The 18,421-nt window shown below is 62.7% G+C and carries 12 protein-coding genes; 7 read left to right on the plus strand and 5 right to left on the minus strand.

Annotated elements, in window-relative coordinates:
- Positions 1-19: 19 nt before the first annotated feature.
- From gatC to ybgC, 6 genes are all read left to right on the plus strand, one after another.
- The gene (gatC, locus tag JFN91_RS19290) at positions 20-307 is read left to right on the plus strand and encodes an Asp-tRNA(Asn)/Glu-tRNA(Gln) amidotransferase subunit GatC (protein WP_199390778.1); all 288 of its coding nucleotides are present in this window, start codon (positions 20-22) and stop codon (positions 305-307) included.
- 62 nt (positions 308-369) lie between these two features.
- Entirely contained in the window at positions 370-1,827 is a 1,458-nt protein-coding gene (gene gatA / locus JFN91_RS19295) for an Asp-tRNA(Asn)/Glu-tRNA(Gln) amidotransferase subunit GatA (RefSeq protein WP_199390779.1), read from the plus strand.
- 129 nt (positions 1,828-1,956) lie between these two features.
- The gene (gene gatB, locus JFN91_RS19300) at positions 1,957-3,411 is read left to right on the plus strand and encodes an Asp-tRNA(Asn)/Glu-tRNA(Gln) amidotransferase subunit GatB (protein ID WP_268898723.1); all 1,455 of its coding nucleotides are present in this window, start codon (positions 1,957-1,959) and stop codon (positions 3,409-3,411) included.
- 161 nt (positions 3,412-3,572) lie between these two features.
- Positions 3,573-4,613, plus strand: coding sequence for an S-methyl-5-thioribose-1-phosphate isomerase (mtnA, locus tag JFN91_RS19305; RefSeq protein ID WP_199390781.1), 1,041 nt, complete (start codon positions 3,573-3,575; stop codon positions 4,611-4,613).
- Complete coding sequence (glnE, locus tag JFN91_RS19310) at positions 4,610-7,795, plus strand: bifunctional [glutamate--ammonia ligase]-adenylyl-L-tyrosine phosphorylase/[glutamate--ammonia-ligase] adenylyltransferase (RefSeq protein WP_199390782.1); 3,186 nt, start codon at positions 4,610-4,612, stop codon at positions 7,793-7,795. The genes mtnA and glnE overlap by 4 nt, the downstream gene beginning before the upstream one ends.
- 171 nt (positions 7,796-7,966) lie before the next feature.
- The gene (ybgC, locus tag JFN91_RS19315) at positions 7,967-8,368 is read left to right on the plus strand and encodes a tol-pal system-associated acyl-CoA thioesterase (protein ID WP_199390783.1); all 402 of its coding nucleotides are present in this window, start codon (positions 7,967-7,969) and stop codon (positions 8,366-8,368) included.
- A gap of 128 nt (positions 8,369-8,496) precedes the next feature.
- Here the strand turns inward: ybgC and lspA are convergent, their stop codons facing one another.
- Together lspA and ileS are read right to left on the minus strand one after the other, a co-directional pair.
- Positions 8,497-9,003 carry a signal peptidase II gene (gene lspA, locus JFN91_RS19320; RefSeq protein ID WP_199390784.1) on the minus strand — a complete coding sequence of 169 codons (507 nt, stop codon included), beginning with the start codon at positions 9,001-9,003 and terminating at the stop codon, positions 8,497-8,499.
- A gap of 147 nt (positions 9,004-9,150) precedes the next feature.
- Positions 9,151-11,928, minus strand: coding sequence for an isoleucine--tRNA ligase (ileS, locus tag JFN91_RS19325; RefSeq protein WP_199390785.1), 2,778 nt, complete (start codon positions 11,926-11,928; stop codon positions 9,151-9,153).
- A 257-nt stretch (positions 11,929-12,185) separates the two neighbouring features.
- Between ileS and JFN91_RS19330 the strand changes: the two genes are divergently transcribed.
- Complete coding sequence (locus JFN91_RS19330) at positions 12,186-14,003, plus strand: KUP/HAK/KT family potassium transporter (protein WP_199390786.1); 1,818 nt, start codon at positions 12,186-12,188, stop codon at positions 14,001-14,003.
- 317 nt (positions 14,004-14,320) lie between these two features.
- Here the strand turns inward: JFN91_RS19330 and JFN91_RS19335 are convergent, their stop codons facing one another.
- From JFN91_RS19335 to JFN91_RS19345, 3 genes are all read right to left on the minus strand, one after another.
- A complete protein-coding gene (locus tag JFN91_RS19335) occupies positions 14,321-14,662 on the minus strand; it encodes a hypothetical protein (protein ID WP_183349171.1) in 342 nt (113 codons plus the stop codon).
- Positions 14,663-14,844: 182 nt separating this feature from the next.
- Positions 14,845-15,609, minus strand: coding sequence for an endonuclease/exonuclease/phosphatase family protein (locus tag JFN91_RS19340; RefSeq protein ID WP_199390787.1), 765 nt, complete (start codon positions 15,607-15,609; stop codon positions 14,845-14,847).
- A 263-nt stretch (positions 15,610-15,872) separates the two neighbouring features.
- The gene (locus tag JFN91_RS19345; protein WP_199390807.1) at positions 15,873-18,341 is read right to left on the minus strand and encodes a methyl-accepting chemotaxis protein; all 2,469 of its coding nucleotides are present in this window, start codon (positions 18,339-18,341) and stop codon (positions 15,873-15,875) included.
- Between the last annotated feature and the right edge of the window lie 80 nt (positions 18,342-18,421).

Genomic DNA, 18,421 nt, shown 5'->3' on the forward strand with positions numbered 1-18,421 from the left:
GGGCGCATTTGGAGCAGGTATGAAGATCACGAGAAGTGAGGTGGAGCACGTAGCCAGGCTCGCCCGCCTGGAGCTTTCCGACAGCGAGCTGGACACCTTCACCGGACAGATGGACGGCATCCTCGCCTACGTGGAGAAGCTGAACGCACTGGACACCGAGGGGATCGTACCGACCTCGCACGCGGTGCCGATGGAGAACGCCTTCCGCCCCGACCAGCCCGCCGATTCCATCGGCGTGGAGGCCGCCCTCGCCAACGCGCCGCTGCGCGCGGAGAGCTTTTTCAGGGTGCCCAAGGTCATAGAGTAACGCGTCGCAGCAGTATCCCCTCCCCCGGAGGGGGAGGGAGCAATCTTCGATCGGAGTGTTTAATGGAAATTATCGACCTTACCATACACGAGCTGCACGAGAAGCTTAAGGCGAAGGAGGTCTCCTCCGTGGAGGCGACCCGCGCCATGCTGGATCGCATCGAGGCGGTGGACGGCCAGGTGAACGCCTACATCACCGTTACACCGGAGCAGGCGCTCGTCGAGGCGGAAGCGGCCGACAAGCGCATCGCCGCCGGCGACATCGCGCCTCTTACCGGCATCCCCGTCGGCCTCAAGGACATCTTCGTCACCAAGGGGATCCGCACCACCTGCGGCTCCCGCATCCTGGAGAACTTCGTCCCCCCCTACGACGGCACCGCGGTCGCCAAGCTCAAGGAGCAGGGCGCGGTCATCGTAGGCAAGCTGAACCAGGACGAGTTCGCCATGGGAAGCTCCAACGAGTCCTCTTACTTCGGACCGGTGAAGAACCCCTGGAACCTCGAGTGCACCCCGGGTGGCTCCTCCGGCGGTTCCGCCGCCGCCATCGCCGCGCGCACCGCGACCGCGACCCTCGGCACCGACACCGGCGGCTCCATCCGCCAGCCCGCCTCGCACTGCTCCTGCGTCGGCCTGAAGCCGACCTACGGCAGGGTCTCCCGCTACGGCGTTATCGCCTACGCCTCGTCGCTGGACCAGGTCGGCCCGCTCACCCGTGACGTCACCGATGCCGCGCTCCTTTTGGGTGCCATCGCCGGGCACGACCCGAAGGATTCCACCTCGGTCAACACCACGGTCCCCGATTACGTCGCCGGCCTTGCCACGGGCGTCAAGGGGCTGAAGATCGGTCTCCCCAAGCAGTACTTCATCGAGGGTCTCGACCCGGACGTGAAGCGCGCCATGGACGAGGCGATCGCCCTCTACAAGAGCCTGGGCGCCGAGATGCGCGAGGTGAGCCTGCCGCACACCGAGTACGCCGTGGCCACCTACTACCTGATCGCCACCGCCGAGGCATCCTCCAACCTGGCGCGCTACGACGGCGTCCGTTTCGGGCACCGTGCCGCGGATGCCCGGGGGCTGAAGGAGATGTTTGCCAAGACCCGCGCCGAGGGCTTCGGCTCCGAGGTGAAGCGAAGGATCATGCTCGGCACCTACGCGTTGTCCTCCGGCTACTACGACGCCTACTATGTCAAGGCCCAGAAGGTCAGGACCCTGATCATGCAGGACTTCCTGAACGCCTTCAACGAGGTGGACGTGCTGCTGACCCCGATCGCGCCGACGCCCCCCTTCAAGATCGGGGAGAAGCTGGCCGACCCGCTGCAGATGTACCTCTCCGACATCTTCACCATTCCGGTGAACCTGGCGGGAACCTGCGGCATCAGCATCCCGGCCGGTTTCAGCGCCGCCGGTCTGCCCATCGGTCTGCAGCTGATAGGCAAGCCCTTCGGCGAAGCCACCATCCTCTCCACCGCCTACGCGTTCGAGAAGGAGACCCAGTGGCACCTCAAGAAGGCGCCGCTTTAGCCTTTTCCCCCTCCCCAGCCCTCCCCCTCCGGGGGAGGGAGTAGCAACTCCCACGCTTGGGCGAGAGTTAACTCCTCCCCCAGGAGGGGGGAGGTCGGGAGGGGGGGCAGCATCACACAGAAAACAACTCTGTCGGAGCTATCTATGAAATATCAGGTTGTCATCGGGCTTGAGGTGCACACCCAGCTCACCACCAACACCAAGATCTTCTGCGGCTGCTCGACCCGCTTCGGAGCCGAGCCGAACTCCCAGACCTGCCCGGTCTGCCTCGGCTTCCCCGGGGCGCTGCCGGTCCTCAACAAGCAGGTGGTGGAAAACGCCATCCGCGCCGGACTCGCCACCAACTGCTCCATCACGCAGCGAAACGTCTTCGCCCGCAAGAACTACTTCTACCCGGACCTCCCCAAGGGTTACCAGATCAGCCAGTTCGACCTCCCCATCTGCCAGCACGGCCACCTGGACATCGAGGTGGACGGGGAAACGAAACGGATCGGCATCACCCGCATCCACATGGAGGAGGACGCCGGCAAGCTGGTGCACGCCGACATCCCGGGGGTGGACGATTCCTGCGTCGACCTGAACCGCGCCTGCACGCCGCTTTTGGAGATCGTCTCCGAGCCGGACATGCGCTCGCCGGACGAGGCCATCGCATACCTCAAGAAGCTGCACCAGATCGTCATGTACCTGGGCATCTGCGACGGCAACCTCGAGGAAGGTAGCTTCCGCTGCGACGCCAACGTCTCGCTCATGCCGGTCGGCTCCACCGTCTTCGGAACCCGCGCCGAACTGAAGAACATCAACTCCTTCAAGTTCATCAAGCAGGCCATCGAGTACGAGATCGAGCGCCAGGCCGAGATCCTCGACGACGGCGGCAAGGTGATCCAGGAAACCCGCCTGTTCGACCCGAACACCGGCACCACCCGCTCCATGCGCGGCAAGGAAGAGGCCCACGACTACCGCTACTTCCCGGACCCGGACCTGGTTCCGGTGCTGATCCCGGACCAGTGGATCGAGGACGTGCGCGCCACCCTGCCGGAGCTCCCGGAGGCGAAGCGGGCCCGCTACGTCGCCGAACTGGGCCTTCCCGAGTACGACGCCGAGGTGCTGGTGTCGAGCCGCGAGCTGGCGCAGTACTACGAGGAGACCGTCGCCCTGTTCCCGCAGGCGAAGACCGTTTCCAATTGGGTTATGGGTGAAGTCTCCCGTGCGCTCAACGAGGACAACAACCGCTCCATCACCGACTGCCCGGTGACGCCGGCGCTTTTGGCCGACATGCTGAAGCTGATGGAGAAAGGGACCATCTCCGGCAAGATCGCCAAGACCGTGTTCGACGAGATGTACAAGACCGGCAAGGCGCCGGAGAAGATCGTCGAAGAGAAAGGGCTGGTGCAGGTTTCCGACACCGGCGCCATCGAGGCGATGGTCGACGAAGTGCTAAAGAACAACCCGGCACAGGTCGAACAGTACCGGGGCGGCAAGGAGACCGTCTTCGGCTTCTTCGTGGGTCAGGTGATGCGCGCCTCCAAAGGCAAGGCCAACCCCGCCGTGGTGAACGATCTGCTGCTGAAGAAGTTGAAGGGATAAAAACAAAGTCAACGGCATCGCACGCGGATTGAACGGAAAAAACGGAAAATGCAGAATCAATCGTTTTTGGTTTAACCCAAAATCGTTTTTGAAGTACCCGCCTTTATCTGCACGTTTCCGTCAAATCCGTGTGCGATGGTGTTGTTTTTTCGAGGTAATAAATGTCTTTCAGAACCATAGAGTGGCGCGACAACAAGGTGATCATGATCGACCAGACCCGGCTCCCGGCCGAGGAGGTCTACAACGAGTACACGGACTTCCAGGGGGTCGCCGAGGCGATCCGCGGCATGGTGGTCCGCGGCGCTCCGGCCATCGGCATCGCCGCCGCCATGGGGGTGGCCCTCGGCGCCCGCGAGATCATCGCTGACAGCTTCGACACCTTCTACCGGCAGCTCGAAAACGTCTGCGACGTCCTCGGCCGCACCCGCCCCACTGCGGTCAACCTCTTCTGGGGACTGGAGCGCATGAAACGGGTGGCGCTGCAGCACAAGGAACTCGACCTGCACTCCATTCGCGAAATCCTCAAGGCCGAGGCGATCAGCGTCGAGGCGGAAGACCTCGCCATCTGCAAGGAAATCGGCCGCCACGGCGGCGCACTGGTCAAGGAGGGGGCCTCCATCCTCACCCACTGCAACGCGGGAGGGCTGGCCACCGCCGGCTACGGCACCGCGCTGGGCGTGATCCGCGGCGCACACGAGGCGGGCAAGAACATCCGCGTCTTCGCCGACGAAACCCGTCCCTGGCTCCAGGGCGCACGCCTCACCGCCTGGGAACTGATGAAGGACTCCATCCCGGTCACCCTCATCTCCGACAACATGGCCGGCTGGCTCATGAAGAGCGGGCAGATCGACTTCTGCGTGGTCGGCGCCGACCGCATCGCCGCCAACGGCGACACCGCCAACAAGATCGGCACCTACTCGGTCGCCGTCCTGGCCAAGGAAAACCGGATCCCGTTCTACGTGGCCGCCCCGATCTCCACCCTGGACCTGAAGCTCGCCAACGGCGACCAGATCCCCATCGAGGAGCGCGGTTCCGAAGAGGTCACCAAGGTGCAGGGCGTCACCATAGCGCCCGTAGGTGTCAAGGTGCGTAACCCCGCCTTCGACGTCACCCCCGCCCGCTACATCACCGGCATCATCACGGAAAAAGGGGTGGTGCGCGGCGACTACGAGAGAGAGCTGAAGGCACTGGTCGGGCTATGAGCCGCCTTGCCGACCTGGCCGCGCTGCTGCTTTCCGCGCTCTCCGAGCCGGATAAGGGGGACCTGTCCCACCAGTTGGAACAAGTCGGCTTCAGCTACGGTGCACGCACGGTCGAAAACCTGAGGCTCCTCTCCGAACTGCTGCCGGGCGAGCGCCTGATCGAACTGGCGCTCGCCGCACTCGCCACGCCGCTGCCGGACATGGCGCTGAACGGCTTCGAACGCATCAGCACCGTGGTGCCCCGGGAAACCCTGCTGGAGATCTGCTCGCGCCGCGCCCTCAACATCCAGTTGATGAACATCTGCGGCTCCTCCCCCTTCCTGACCAATATCCTCTGCCGCGACCCCTCCTATCTGCAGCGCCTCTTCGTCGAACGTGAGATCATGCAGCATCGCAGCGAAGATGAAATGCTGCAGGCCCTGCGCGAGCGCATCCCGGAGGGAACCAGCTACGCCGATCTTTTCTCTCACCTGCGCCGCTTCAAGTACGCCGAAATGCTGCGCATCGCCGCACGCGACCTCAACGGCCTCGCTACCCTGGAGGAAGTCACCGGAGAACTCTCCTCGCTCGCCGCGGCCACCCTGCAAATCGCCTACGAGTCAGCCTTCGCACAACTGGTGCAGGAGCACGGCACGCCAATGGAACGGGGGCCCGATGGCCTGGTGCAGGCGGAATTCACGATAATCGGCATGGGCAAGTTCGGCGGCAGGGAATTGAACTTCTCCTCCGACATCGACCTGATCTACTTCTACTCTTCCGACAAGGGTGAGAGTACCGGCATCCCGGACGGGCGCGGCGGCTTCAAGAGCAAGCTATCCCTGCATTCGTTCTTCGTAAAGCTGGGCGAAATGGTGAGCCGCGCTATCTCCCAGGTCACCGAGGACGGCTTCGTGTTCCGTGTGGATATGGGGCTGCGCCCCGACGGCAAGGCCGGGGACCTGGCCAGCTCCATGCGTTCCGCCGAGGTCTACTACGAAGCGTGGGGCCAGTCGTGGGAGCGTGCCGCCATGATGAAGGCGCGCCCGGTGGCGGGTTCCATCGAGCTGGGCGAACGCATCCTGGCCGCGCTGACCCCGTTCATCTACCGCCGCTATCTCGATTACAACCTGATCGAGGACATGATGGCGATGAAGAAGAAGATCGACGCCTCCCTGGCCCGGAACCAGGAGGGTGAGATCAACATCAAGCTCGGGCGCGGCGGCATCCGCGAGATCGAGTTCTTCATCCAGGCTCTGCAACTGGTCTACGCCGGCAAGAACCCGCAGCTGCGCGAGCGCAACTCCCTCAAGGCCTTACAGACGCTGCACCAAGCGCGCGTAATCAAGGAAGCCGACTGCACCGCCCTCTCCGACGCCTACCGCTTCCTGCGTACCGTGGAGCACCGGATCCAGGTGGTACAGGAACGGCAGACGCACGCCCTGCCCCGCAAGGAAGAGGAACTGCACGCGCTGGCCAGGCGCTGTGGCTACCTCAGAAAAGACGGGCTGCAGCGTTTCCGGGAGACCCTGGAGGGACACCGGCGCGCCGTTTCCGCCATCTACGGCGATCTCTTCCTTTCCCGCGACGAGAAGATCAAGGAGGAGGTGCTCCCCGAGGTGCACTTCTTCTTCGACCACAACGCCGACCCCGACCTGATCAAGGACATGCTTGAGGAGCGCCATTTCGAGCACCCCGATGCGGCCTACCAGAACCTCCTGGTGCTGCGCGACGGCCCGGCCAAGGTAAATCTGACCGAACAGGGACGGCGCACCCTGGAGAAGATCGCCCCGCTGTTTTTGCAGGAGGTCTTCCACAGTCCCGACCCCGACCTGGCGCTGACCAACCTCGAGCGGTTCCTTTCCTCCCAGAGAACCCGTTCCTCCATTTACGCCCTTCTGGCCGAAAACCGCGACATTCTGAAGCTCCTCACGTCGATGTTCGGCATGTCCGAGTTCCTTTCCAAGATCTTCATCGGACACCCGGAACTGTTGGACAGCATGACCACGCACGGCTACGCCTACCTCCAGAAGGAACGCGGGACCATGGCCAAGGAACTGGACGGTTTCATCACCCAGGCCGACTGCTTCGAAGAGGAGCTGGACGCCATGCGGAGCTACCGCCACGAGGAGTTCCTGCGCATCGGCATGAACGACATCTACGGCAAGATGAAACAGCCCGAGGTGGCCCAGCAGTTGACCGACCTCGCCGACGTGACCCTCGCCGCGGCCTGCTGCATCGCGACCGGAGAATTGGCCCGATTCGGCCGCCCTATCGTGGTCGACGAGGACGGCACCAGGCACGAGGCGGCCTTCGCCATCGTGGCCATGGGCAAGCTGGGCGGCTTCGAGCTGAACTACCATTCCGACCTGGACGTCATCTACATCTATGACGGGCAGGGCTTCACCGACGGCGAGAAAAGCATCACCAACCGCGAGTACTTCGCCAAGCTCGGGCAGAAGATCATCCTGGTGCTGACCACGCAGACCCGCGAGGGGTACGCCTACAAGATCGACACGCGGCTGCGCCCTTCCGGCAACGCCGGCCCGCTGGTAACGTCGCTGGAGTCCTTCGAGGCCTACCATGCCGCCGAGGCACAGATCTGGGAGCGCCAGGCGCTCACCAAGGCGCGGGTGACCTACGGCGACCCACGACTGAAGGAAAAGGTGGAACAGGTCATTGAGCAGACCGTGTACGGCGCCAGCGCCGACGACACGGTACGCAGGGAGATCCACCGGCTCAGGATGCGCATGGAGAACGAGCTTGCCAAGGAATCCAGCGGCAGCTACAACATCAAGACCGGCCGCGGAGGCATGGTAGACGTCGAGTTCATCATCCAGTTCCTGCAGCTCAAGTACGGCTGCGAGCACCGAGAGATCCGGGTATCGAACACGCTGGAAGCGATGGACGCCATGCGCATGCTGGGCATCATTTCCGAACCGGATTTCCAGTCGCTTGCCGAGGGCTACCGTTTCCTGCGCCGGCTGGAAAACCGCCTCAGGATCATCCACGACTACTCGATGAACGACCTGGGCGGGCCGCTCAAATACCTGAACAAGCTGGCCAGGAGGCTCGGTTACGACCCGATGCTGAAGAACCCCGGGCAGGCGCTCATGGCCGATTACGAGCGGGTCACCGAGGCGGTGCGCGAGGTGTACGGCAGGATCTTGGGTGAGGCAGTCGGAGAACAGCCCTCTTCGGAATAGTCCCCTCCCCCGGAGGGGGAGGGTTAGCGAGGGGGAAAGTTACCAGCAGCCCCCCTCCCAGCCTCCCCCCTCCCAGCCTCCCCCCTCCCAGCCTCCCCCCTCCGGGGGAGGAGCCTGAAGCTACATGGACATACGCCCCTTATCGGGGGCTTTTTTTATTTAGGAGGCCACATGGAAGTAAGGATTTACTATGAAGACACCGACGCGGGCGGGGTGGTGTACCACTCCAACTACATAAGCTACATGGAAAGGGCGAGGACGGAATTTCTCAGGACGCACGGGCTATCGGTGCGCGAGATGCACGACATGGGGATCATCTTCCCTGTGGTCCACATTGACGCCAACTTCCGGGCGCCGGCCCGGCTGGACGACCTGCTGGTGGTGCGCACCCAGATCGCGACACTGAAGAACAGTTCGTTCACCGTCGCGCAGCAGGTGGTCAGGAAGGAAGACGAAAAACTGCTGGTGGAGGCCAAGGTGACGCTGGCCTGCGTGAGCCCCGAGATGAAGGCGCGGCGCCTGCCCAACGAGATCAGGGAGTTGTTTACCAGGTTGTTGGAGGAGAACGGCTAGGTGAGGAGAAGGGACAGGCTCCGTCAGGTGCCTGTCCCTCTAGCGGAACGCTTCTTTCAGCTCCGCCAGCTTATCCAAGCGACTAAGGGGGACAGGCACCTGGCGGAGCCAGTCCCCTAAGGAAGCTGTCAGTGCGCGTCCGAAGTGGGCGGGTTCTTCTTTTCCCTGCGCTCCTCGAGCACCATGTCGACTGCCAGGATGAAGACACCGACGCAGATGGCGGAGTCGGCGATATTGAAGGCGGGCCAGTGGTGCCCTTTCCAGTGCACGTCCAGGAAGTCGATGACCTCGCCCAGCCGGACGCGGTCGATCATGTTGCCCAAGGCGCCGGAAAAGATCAGCGACAGGGAGGCGACGTTCCAGGTCTGGTCGTCCCGCATCTTGCTGACCGCCACCAGGATCACGATGACCGCAATGCTCGAGACCAGCAGGAAGAAGGGAAGCCGGTAGCTCGAAGAGGCCAGGATGCCGAAGGCCGCCCCCTTGTTGCGCAGATAGGTGATGTTGAATAGCCCCTCGATGACGGGATAGGAGCTGTGCAGGGTCATGCTCTTGTCGATGTAGAGCTTGCTCCACTGATCCAGCACCAGCACCAGCGCCGAAACCGCCGCGAGGATGATGTATTTTGGTTTCATAGGATCCCTAGGTTGCAATCGCCCCCCCTCCCTTGACGGGAGGGGGCTGGGGGGTGGGTGAAGCAGCCAACATCGTCGCAGATGGCGCCCTCCCCCCCACCCCAACCCTCCCCCGCAAGGGGGGAGGGGGAGTGATGAAGGTAGTCTTTATTTCACCGCCGCCAGGCACTTCGGGCAGATGCCCGGATGCCCGGCATCTTCGCCCAGCTTCTCGCTGTAGCACCAGCAGCGCTCGCACTTGTCACCAGGGGCCGCGCTGACGCCCACCTCGAGCCCTTCCACCCCTTCCGCAACGTAGACCTCGCCGGAAACGGCACCGGCAAGTTCCGCCTTGGAGACGATGAAGATCTCGGCGAGCTGATCCGCGTACTCCTTGAGGAGCGCCTCGGTCTCGCCGGACGCCTTGATGGCGACGGCGGCGTCGAGGGAGTGCCCGATCACCTTCTTGACGCGGGCCAGTTCCAGCGCCTTCGAGACCTCGGAGCGGATCTTGATGATCTTCTCCCAGCGCGCGGCCAGCGCCTCGTCCTTGACCTCCGGGGTGAGCGCCGGGAAGAGCGCCAGGTGCACGCTGCTCTCGCGGGTGCCCGGCATCTCGGCCCAGACTTCCTCGGCGGTGAAGGAAAGTACCGGCGCCACCATGCGCACCAGGGCGTCGAGCACCTTGTACATCACGGTCTGACCGCTTCTTCTCGCCAGAGAATCTTTCCTGGAGGTGTAGACGCGGTCCTTGAGGATGTCGAGGTAAAAGGCGCTCATCTCGACGGTGCAGAAGCCGTTCACCGCATGGTAGAGGATGTGGAACTCGCTGTCGGTGTAGGAAGCGAGCACCTTTTCCTTGAGAAGCTCAAGCTGGTGCATGGCCCAGCGATCCAGTTCCGGCATCTGCTCGAACGGGACGCAGTCGGTGTCCGGGTTGAAGTCGTGGATGTTGCCCAGGATGTAGCGGCAGGTGTTCCTGATGCGGCGGTAGCTCTCGGAAAGCCGGGTCAGGATCTCCTGGGAGATGCGCAGGTCGTCGCGGTAATCCTGCGCCGCGACCCAGAGGCGGAGCACGTCGGCGCCGAACTTCTTGATGACGTCCTCGGGCGCCACCACGTTGCCCACGGACTTGCTCATCTTCCTCCCGGCGCCGTCCATGACGAAGCCGTGGGTGAGCACGTTCTTGTAGGGGGCGCGGCCGCGGGTGCCGACGCTGGCCAAAAGCGACGAGTGGAACCAGCCGCGGTGCTGGTCGCTACCTTCCAGGTACATGTCGGCCGGCGAGCCCAGGTTGTCGCGCAGTTCGAGCACGGCGGCATGCGAGGTGCCGGAGTCGAACCAGACGTCGAGGATGTCCCCTTCCTTCTCGAACTCGTTCTTGCCGCACGAGGGGCAGGTAGTCCCTTCCGGGAGGAACTTCGCGGCATCCCAGTCGTACCAGATGTCGGAGGTGTGCTCGGCGAACAGGTCGGCGACCTGGTGCATGATCTTGCCGTCGGCCATGACGTGGCCGCAGCTCTTGCAGTAGAAGGCGGCGATGGGCACGCCCCAGGAACGCTGGCGGGACACGCACCAGTCGGGACGGTTCTCGATCATGCCGTAGATGCGTTCACGGCCCCACTTCGGGATCCAGTTCACGGTGTTGATCTCGGAGAGCGCTTTGCCGCGCAGGTCGTTCTTCTCCATGGAGATGAACCACTGCTCAGTGGCGCGGAAGATGACCGGCTTCTTGCAGCGCCAGCAGTGCGGGTAGGAGTGGGAAATCTCCTTGGAACCCAGAAGCGCCCCGACCTCGGTCAGCTTCTCGATGACGTTCTTGTTGGCATCGAACACGAACTGGCCGCCGAAGAACTCGATGTTCTCATAGAAGCGGCCGCGGTTGTCGACCGGGTTGTAGATGTCGAGTCCCGAAGCAAGGCCCAGCTCGTAGTCTTCCTGGCCGTGGCCGGGGGCGGTGTGGACGCAACCGGTGCCGGCTTCCAGGGTGACGTGCTCGCCCAGGAGGATGATGGAGTCCTGGTCGTAGAACGGGTGACGGGCCAGCTTCTTCTCCAGGATCCTGGAGGGGAACTTGGCCAGCACGGTCCCTTCCGCACCGATCTCCTTGAGGAAGCTCTCCTTGAGGCCGTCGGCCACGATGACCACGTCGCCGCTATTGAGCGCGAGCGCCACGTAGTCAAGCTCCGGGTGCAGGGCGATGGCGAGGTTTGCCGGGAGGGTCCACGGGGTGGTGGTCCAGATCACCATCGACGGCTTCTTGCCGGCAAGCTCCGGCACCGCGCCACCGAGGTCCTCTTTGAGCGGGAACTTCACGAACACGGAGGGGGACTTATGGTCGGCATACTCGACCTCGGCCTCGGCCAGTGCCGTGCCGCAGGAGGAGCACCAGTGCACCGGCTTCTTCCCCTTGTACAGGCCGCCGTTTTCGGCGAACGTGGCCAGTTCGCGGGCGGTGGCACCCTCGTAGCTCGCGTTCATGGTCAGGTAGGGCTCATCCCAGTCGCCGAAGATGCCCAGTCGCTCGAACTCGGCGCGCTGGATGGCGACGAACTTGGCGGCGTACTCGCGGCAGAGCTTGCGCATCTCCAGCTTGGAGATCTCGTGCTTCTTGGAACCGAGGTTCTTCTCGACCTGCAGTTCGATGGGGAGGCCGTGGCAGTCCCAACCCGGGACGTAGGGAGCGGCGAAGCCTTCCATGCGCTTGCTCTTCAGCACGATGTCCTTGAGGATCTTGTTCAGCGCGTGACCGATGTGGATGTGACCGTTGGCGTAGGGAGGGCCGTCGTGCAGCACGTAACGCGGCTTGCCTTTGCCGGCCTCCCCGATCTTGTTGTGTATGTCAACCTCGGCCCACTGCTTGAGCATCTCGGGCTCGCGCTGGGGAAGATTTCCCTTCATCGGGAAGTTGGTGATCGGGAGATTGAGAGTGTCCTTGTAATCCATGTAAACGGCCTCCGCACTGTCAGTTTAAGCCATGAGAGAAACGACTTAAGCTACAAGCAATGGGGATGAATGTCAAGCGCAAACAAGGATTTCCGCCAGTTACAGGGCGAATGAGACTCCCGCCACGCGGGGCCATGAGCGGCCTGTAACAGCGCGCGTGCAGATATCGACATACCGGCCCTTTGCGCGGTTTTTCTTGTCACTGGTGCAGAGCGGTGCTATAAGTTGCGCGCTGTTACCATCTGGAGGCGTGCTCCATGCAGAAACACGAACAATCATACTGGGGCGGGGTAGTGAAATCGATGGGCCTGGTTTTCGGCGACATCGGTACGAGCCCCATCTATACCCTTACCGTCATCTTCGCCCTCACCAAACCGACCCCTGACAACATCTTCGGCATCCTGTCGCTGATCGTGTGGACCCTGTTCATCCTGGTCACCGTCGAATATGCCTGGCTCGCCATGAGTCTGGGGAGAAAGGGCGAAGGGGGCACCATCGTCTTGAAGGAGATCCTGGTCCGCCTGCTCAAGGGGGGACGCGCCATGGGATTCATCGGCCTGCTCTCCTTCATCGGGGTCTCCCTGCTTTTGGGCGACGGCGTCATCACGCCGGCCATTTCCATACTCTCCGCCGTCGAGGGTCTGGAGCTGATACCGGCGACGGCGAACCTGTCGCAGGCGGGTGTCATTGCCATCGCCGCCACCATCGCCATCATCCTCTTCATCTTCCAATCCAAGGGCACCGACAAGGTGGCAGGCGCCTTCGGCCCACTGATGGTACTTTGGTTCTCGGCTCTTACCGTGTCCGGCCTGATCGCCATCGCGGGACACCCCGAGGTGCTGAAGTCCATTTCGCCGTGGTACGCCATCAAGTTCTTCCTCGACAACGGCATGTCCGCCTTCTTCGTCCTGTCCGAGGTCATCCTGTGCGCCACCGGGGGCGAGGCGCTCTACGCCGACATGGGGCACCTGGGCCGAAAGCCGATCGTGCGCGCGTGGTATTTCGTCTTCATCGCCCTGGTGATCAACTACCTGGGCCAGGGGGCGTTCCTGCTGGAGCACCAGCACGAGAAGAACACCCTGTTCGGCATGATCCACGACCAGTCCCAGATCCTGTACATCCCCTTCCTGCTGCTCACCATCCTGGCCACGGTAATCGCCTCCCAGGCCCTGATCAGCGGCGTGTTCTCGATCATCTACCAGGGGATCACCACCAGGATCATGCCGCTCATGAAGGTGGATTACACATCGAGCCACCTCAAATCGCAGATCTACATCGGCTCGGTGAACTGGACGCTGATGGTGCTGGTCATCTTCATCATGCTGCTCTTCGGCAAGTCCGAAAATCTGGCCGCGGCCTACGGCCTCGCCGTCACCGGCAGCATGACCATCACCGGCATCATGATGACCATGATCTTCGCCAACACCACCAAGAAGTGGAAGGTCCCCATCGCCATCGCCGTCACCCTGGTCGACTTCGTGTTCCTGATCGCCAACCTGAACAAGCTGCCCCACGGCGGCTACTGGTCCCTGATCCTGGCCTCGGTTCCCTTCCTGACCATCCTGCTCTGGACCAAGGGGCAGCGCGCCCTGTACCGGGCCCTCAAGCCGCTGGACGTGGAGACCTTCCTCATGTCCTACGAGCAGATTTTCGCCAAGCAGCGCACCATCCCCGGGACCGGTCTCTTCTTCACCCGCGAGTGGGCGGTGGTCCCCCCCTACGTCGTGCACTGCATCATCCGCAGCAACATCATCTACGAGCGCAACGTTTTCATCTCCATCATCAGGACCGACGAGCCCTTCGGGGTCTCCTACAGGCTGACCGAGAACCGTGGCAGCGGGCTGGACTCCTTCGAGATCTTCGCGGGGTACATGGAGGTGATCGACATCGAGACGCTCCTGAAGAAGAACAACATCCACGAGAAGGTCATCTTCTACGGCGTCGAGGACATCACCACCAACAACCCGATCTGGAAGGTGTTCAACGCCATCAAGAAGCTGAGCCCGAACTTCGTCCAGTTCAACCAGCTCCCCGCCAGCAAGCTGCAGGGGGTACTCACCCGCGTCGAAATGTAGCGCTTGCTTTAGCTTTACCCCCTCGCCCTTTGGGAGAGGGGCAGGGGTGAGGGCGTCGCCATGGGCAACATGCTGCTGGTGCAACCTCCCTCACCCGCCCTGCGGGCACCCTCTCCCGGAGGGAGAGGGAACATGAACCGGAAACAACAAAAGGGCCGCCCCCTCGACGGGAGCGGCCCTTTTGCTATTGTGGTGCTTGGAACTTGAGGGGGACTGGCTCCGCCAGGTGCCTGTCCCCTTTGTGCTTGTGAAGATGACTCAGCGGAATGGAGCGTTCCGCTAGAGGGACAGGCACCTATCGAGCCAGTCCCTTCTGCTTAGACCGTATCCAGCAGATGCCCCCAGTCGTCCTTCATCTGGATCCGGTGCAGGGCGTTCAGGCCGTTCACCTCGTAGAAGATCTGGTCCGCCTCCTCCTGCGAAAGGCCGACCTTGGGACGCACCCCCATCCAGTGGCTGAAGCTGCCGGAGGGGGACTCCAGCGGGCGCGGCAGCGGCGGCCCCGGCTTGTATTTCCCTTCCACGAAGATCGCCGCCTCGTACTGGCGGCCGTGCTTCACCAGGCAGATTTCCAGCAAAGAACCCGTGTTCTGCAGCACGCGCTCGATGATAACTTCCTGCACTTCCATATCGTCCGGCATCTCCGTGTATTCGCTCATAGCATCTCTCCGTTTTCCCCGCTGCGGGGCATCTGTTTGATCCTTCCCTCTCTTCGGCCGACCGGCTCCTCGACTTTAGGTGCTTTGGCATAATTTCTTTCTGTTTCACTGACGGTCAGCGCTGCTGCGGACCTACCACTCGGATGAGGGGGACAGGCACCTTCGGAGCCAGTCCCCTTTGGTCAACGCTCCTCCGGGCTTGCCAGGCGCAGCTTTACGATCAGCGGCAGGTGGTCCGAGGCGACCTGGGTCAGCTTGGTGCGCGGAATCAGTTCGCTTTCCACCGCGAGGTCGGGCGAAATGAAGATGTGGTCGAACCGGACGATGGGCATGCTGCTCGGGAAGGTGAACTGGGTGTGCCCGAACTTGAGGCGCTCCTGCTCGTCCTGCAGCGCGTTTCTCAGGCGCTTGTGGATGCTCCAGCTGGGGAGGGCGTTGAAGTCGCCGCAGAGCACCACCGGGGGGCGGCAGTCGGGGTGCGCGAGCCACTCGGGGCCGGTCAAAACCTTGGCCTGGTAGTTGCGCTCCTGCGGGGTGAGCCCAAGGTGGGTGTTCACCACCTGCAACTTCTGCCCGTAGACCTCGATCTCCACCCAGATCACGCCCCGCGGCACCATGGTCCGATAGCGGTTCTCGGGGTGCAGCCCACCGGCCCGGACCAGCCGCATCGGGAAGCGGCTGAAGACCACCTTGCCCCAGCGCTCCCGTTCCAGGTTGTAATGCACGTCCCTCCTGGAGAGGAGCGCCAGTTCGTGCGCCAGGTCCTGGCAGGCGCCCCCGACCTCGGGACGAAAGCGTGCACCGGGAAGCTCCTGGAGCGCCACGATGTCGGGCTGGTAGGTGTCGATGACCTGGGCGATGCGCTCGGCCGAGGTGTGCCGGTCGTTGCCGGTGAGCCGGTGCACGTTGTAGGTCATGACGGTGAAGGTGCCATCGTTTGCAGACATACCAGCCGCCTTTCTCGTCCCGGGGACCCGGGACGTAAAAAACAACGACAGGAATTATACCGGGTTTTGAACTGTGCGGGGCGAAAGAGATCAAGCAGGCGGGATCAGGAGGATGGGGAGCAGCAGAAGGGACTGGCTCCGTCAGGTGCCAGTCCCTTCTGCGGAACGCTCTTTCAGCTCAGCCAGCTTCCCCAGCAGTAAGGGGACAGGCACCTGGCGGAGCCAGTCCCCTCCTGCGGCAAGGGGGATGGGTAATGGCGGGGTCAGTCCTTGACGGACGAGACGTCGAAGCGGTCGATCTCGTTTTGCAGGACGCTGATCTGGCCCGCCAGCGCCGAGGTGCTTTCGCCGAGCACCTTGACCGCGCCCAGGTTGCTCTCGGTGGCGGACTTGATGCTCTCCACGGCCGGCAGCACCTGGTCGGCGCCCCTGCTCTGCTCGTCGCACGCCCTCTGGATGCGGCGGATCATCTCGGTGATGTTCTCCGTGGAGTTGGCGATGAAGCCGCCTACGTTGCTCTGCTCGCGGGTCGAGCTCTTGACCTGGTCGGTGAGCATCTTCATCTTTTCCACCGCGTTCAGCACCAGGCTGCTCCCCTCCCCCTGCTCGCGGGTCGAGATCGCTATCTGGCGCACCATGGTGGTCACCTTGTCGGTGGTCTCGCGGATCATCAGGCTGCCGCGCGCCTGCTCGGCGGTGGCCCGGGCAATGCCGTTGACCTGCTCGGTCGCCTTCTGCACGCCGGCAACGATCTTTTCCAGTGCCTCCCCGGATTTGCGGGACAGCTCCTCCCCCTGGGCGATGTTCTGCTCCGCCTGCCGGATGGCGCCGACCGCCCGGTCGGTCTCTTCGAGGACACCGTTGATGACCTCGGAAATCTTCCTGGTGGATGCGCTGGTGCGCTCGGCGAGCTGCTTGATCTCTCCCGCCACGACCGCGAAGCCCTTGCCGTGCTCGCCGGCCTGCGCCGCGATAATGGCGGCGTTGAGCGCCAGCAGGTTGGTCTGCTCGGCGACGTCGTCGATGACCGAGAGGATGGTGCCGATGTCGCCGGCACGCTGGGAAAGGGTTGCGATCACCTCCGAGGTGATGCGCGAGGAGGCCTTGATGGCACTGATGCCGAGGATGGTGGATTCAACCGCGCTCTTGCCGACTTCGGCGTCCTGCTTCACCGCTTCGGAGATCTGCACCGTGTTCAGCGCGTTCTTTTCCACCTCTTTGATGGAGCTGTCCATCTCGACGATGGAGGAGGAGTTGATGCTCGCTTCTTCGAGGAGCAGGTCTGCATTTCTCCCCACCTGCTTGATGGAAGCCGCCATTTCAATGATGGCAGAGCCGACCTCGTCCACCTGCTGGGCCAGCGACTCGGCGTTCAACGCCACTTCCTCTATGCTGGACGCCATCTCCAGCACTGAAGACGAACTCTCCGACGCCGACTGCGACAGCCCCTCCACCGCCTGTGCCACCCCCTTGATGGAGGAGGTAATCTGGGTCATGGCGCTGGATGCCTCGTTAACGGAGGTCGACTGCTGCTCGGCGGCCCATACCACCGTGCCGGAAACCTGCATCAGGTTCTCGGAAACTGACCCCAGTTCATTGCTGGAGTGGCTGACCTGGCGCACCATCAGGGCGAGCTTCTCGGTCATGGCGTTGAATTCGGTGGCCATGGCGCCGATTTCGTCCTGGGTTTCCACTTCGAGGCGGCGATTGAGATCCCAGCTCGATGTGACAGAGACGATATGCTCCTTAAGCGTGGTGAAGAGATCGAGACTCGGTTTGAGCGACAGGTACAGGACGGTAACGGCTGCCAAAACGATGGCGATGAAGATGGCCATCTGCGCGGCGACCCCTTTCCACATGGTCATGAACAGCGGGCTGATCTCCTTGTGGGTGAAAAGGAGGCCGACGGTGCCGCCGGAGGCGTCCCGGACCGGGCTGATGCCGACCAGGTACTTGCCCCCGTCGAAGGAGACGATGACGATGCGCGGCTCCTTGAGCCCCTCGGTCATCTCGGGACCGACCTTGGCGGCGACCCCGATCGCCACGGCCTTGTTGGTGGGGTTGAGGATGCGGAAGGAATGTACCAGCTCGCTCTTCACCTCGGTGGACTTGCTCTTCAGGAACTCTTCGGTGAGAAAGAGGGAGACATCATCGCCGGTGATCTGCTTCATCTGCTGGAAGACGTGGTCGATCTCCTCGGCCACCTCCATATAGCCCAGGGCACTGCCCCGGTAGCTGACCGGCTTCACGCAGCGCAGCGAGAAGAAGTTCTTGCCCATCTCCAGCCCCCAGCTCATCTGCTTGGTGGCCTGGGCCTTCAGGAAGGTTTCCCGCTTCAGGATGTCGCCATCCTGCTCCGGCTTGTGCACCCGCAGCAGCACCTTGCCGTCGGGCTGGATGAAGTACATGTGGGTTATGTTGTTGTTCTGCTTGATCTCGCTGAAGATGGGCTTGGCCGCGGCAAGAAGCGCATCCTTGTTGCCGGCGGCAAAGGGGGCCAGCAGCACGTCGAGCTTGTCCAGGCCGGCATGGGCGCGGGCCAGTCCCTCGGCGTCCCCTTTCAGGATCGCTTCGAAGAGGCGGCCGCTGTTGGCGGCTTCGTCCTTGAGCCCCTCCCGCATCTGGTACATCTGGTACTGGTAGGTGAACAGCCCGACGATGGTGATACTGGCGACACACAGAGCGACAACGGAAACGACAATTCTCTTCTTGATGGACCACGTGGCAAACATCATTCGACTCCCGATCGGCATCACATTACAATAGAAAGACGGAGGTTATGTTTATATCTCATTCTTCTTAAAGAGAAAAG

Source organism: Geomonas anaerohicana (genome assembly GCF_016458305.1).
Taxonomy (GTDB): Bacteria; Desulfobacterota; Desulfuromonadia; order Geobacterales; family Geobacteraceae; genus Geomonas; species Geomonas anaerohicana.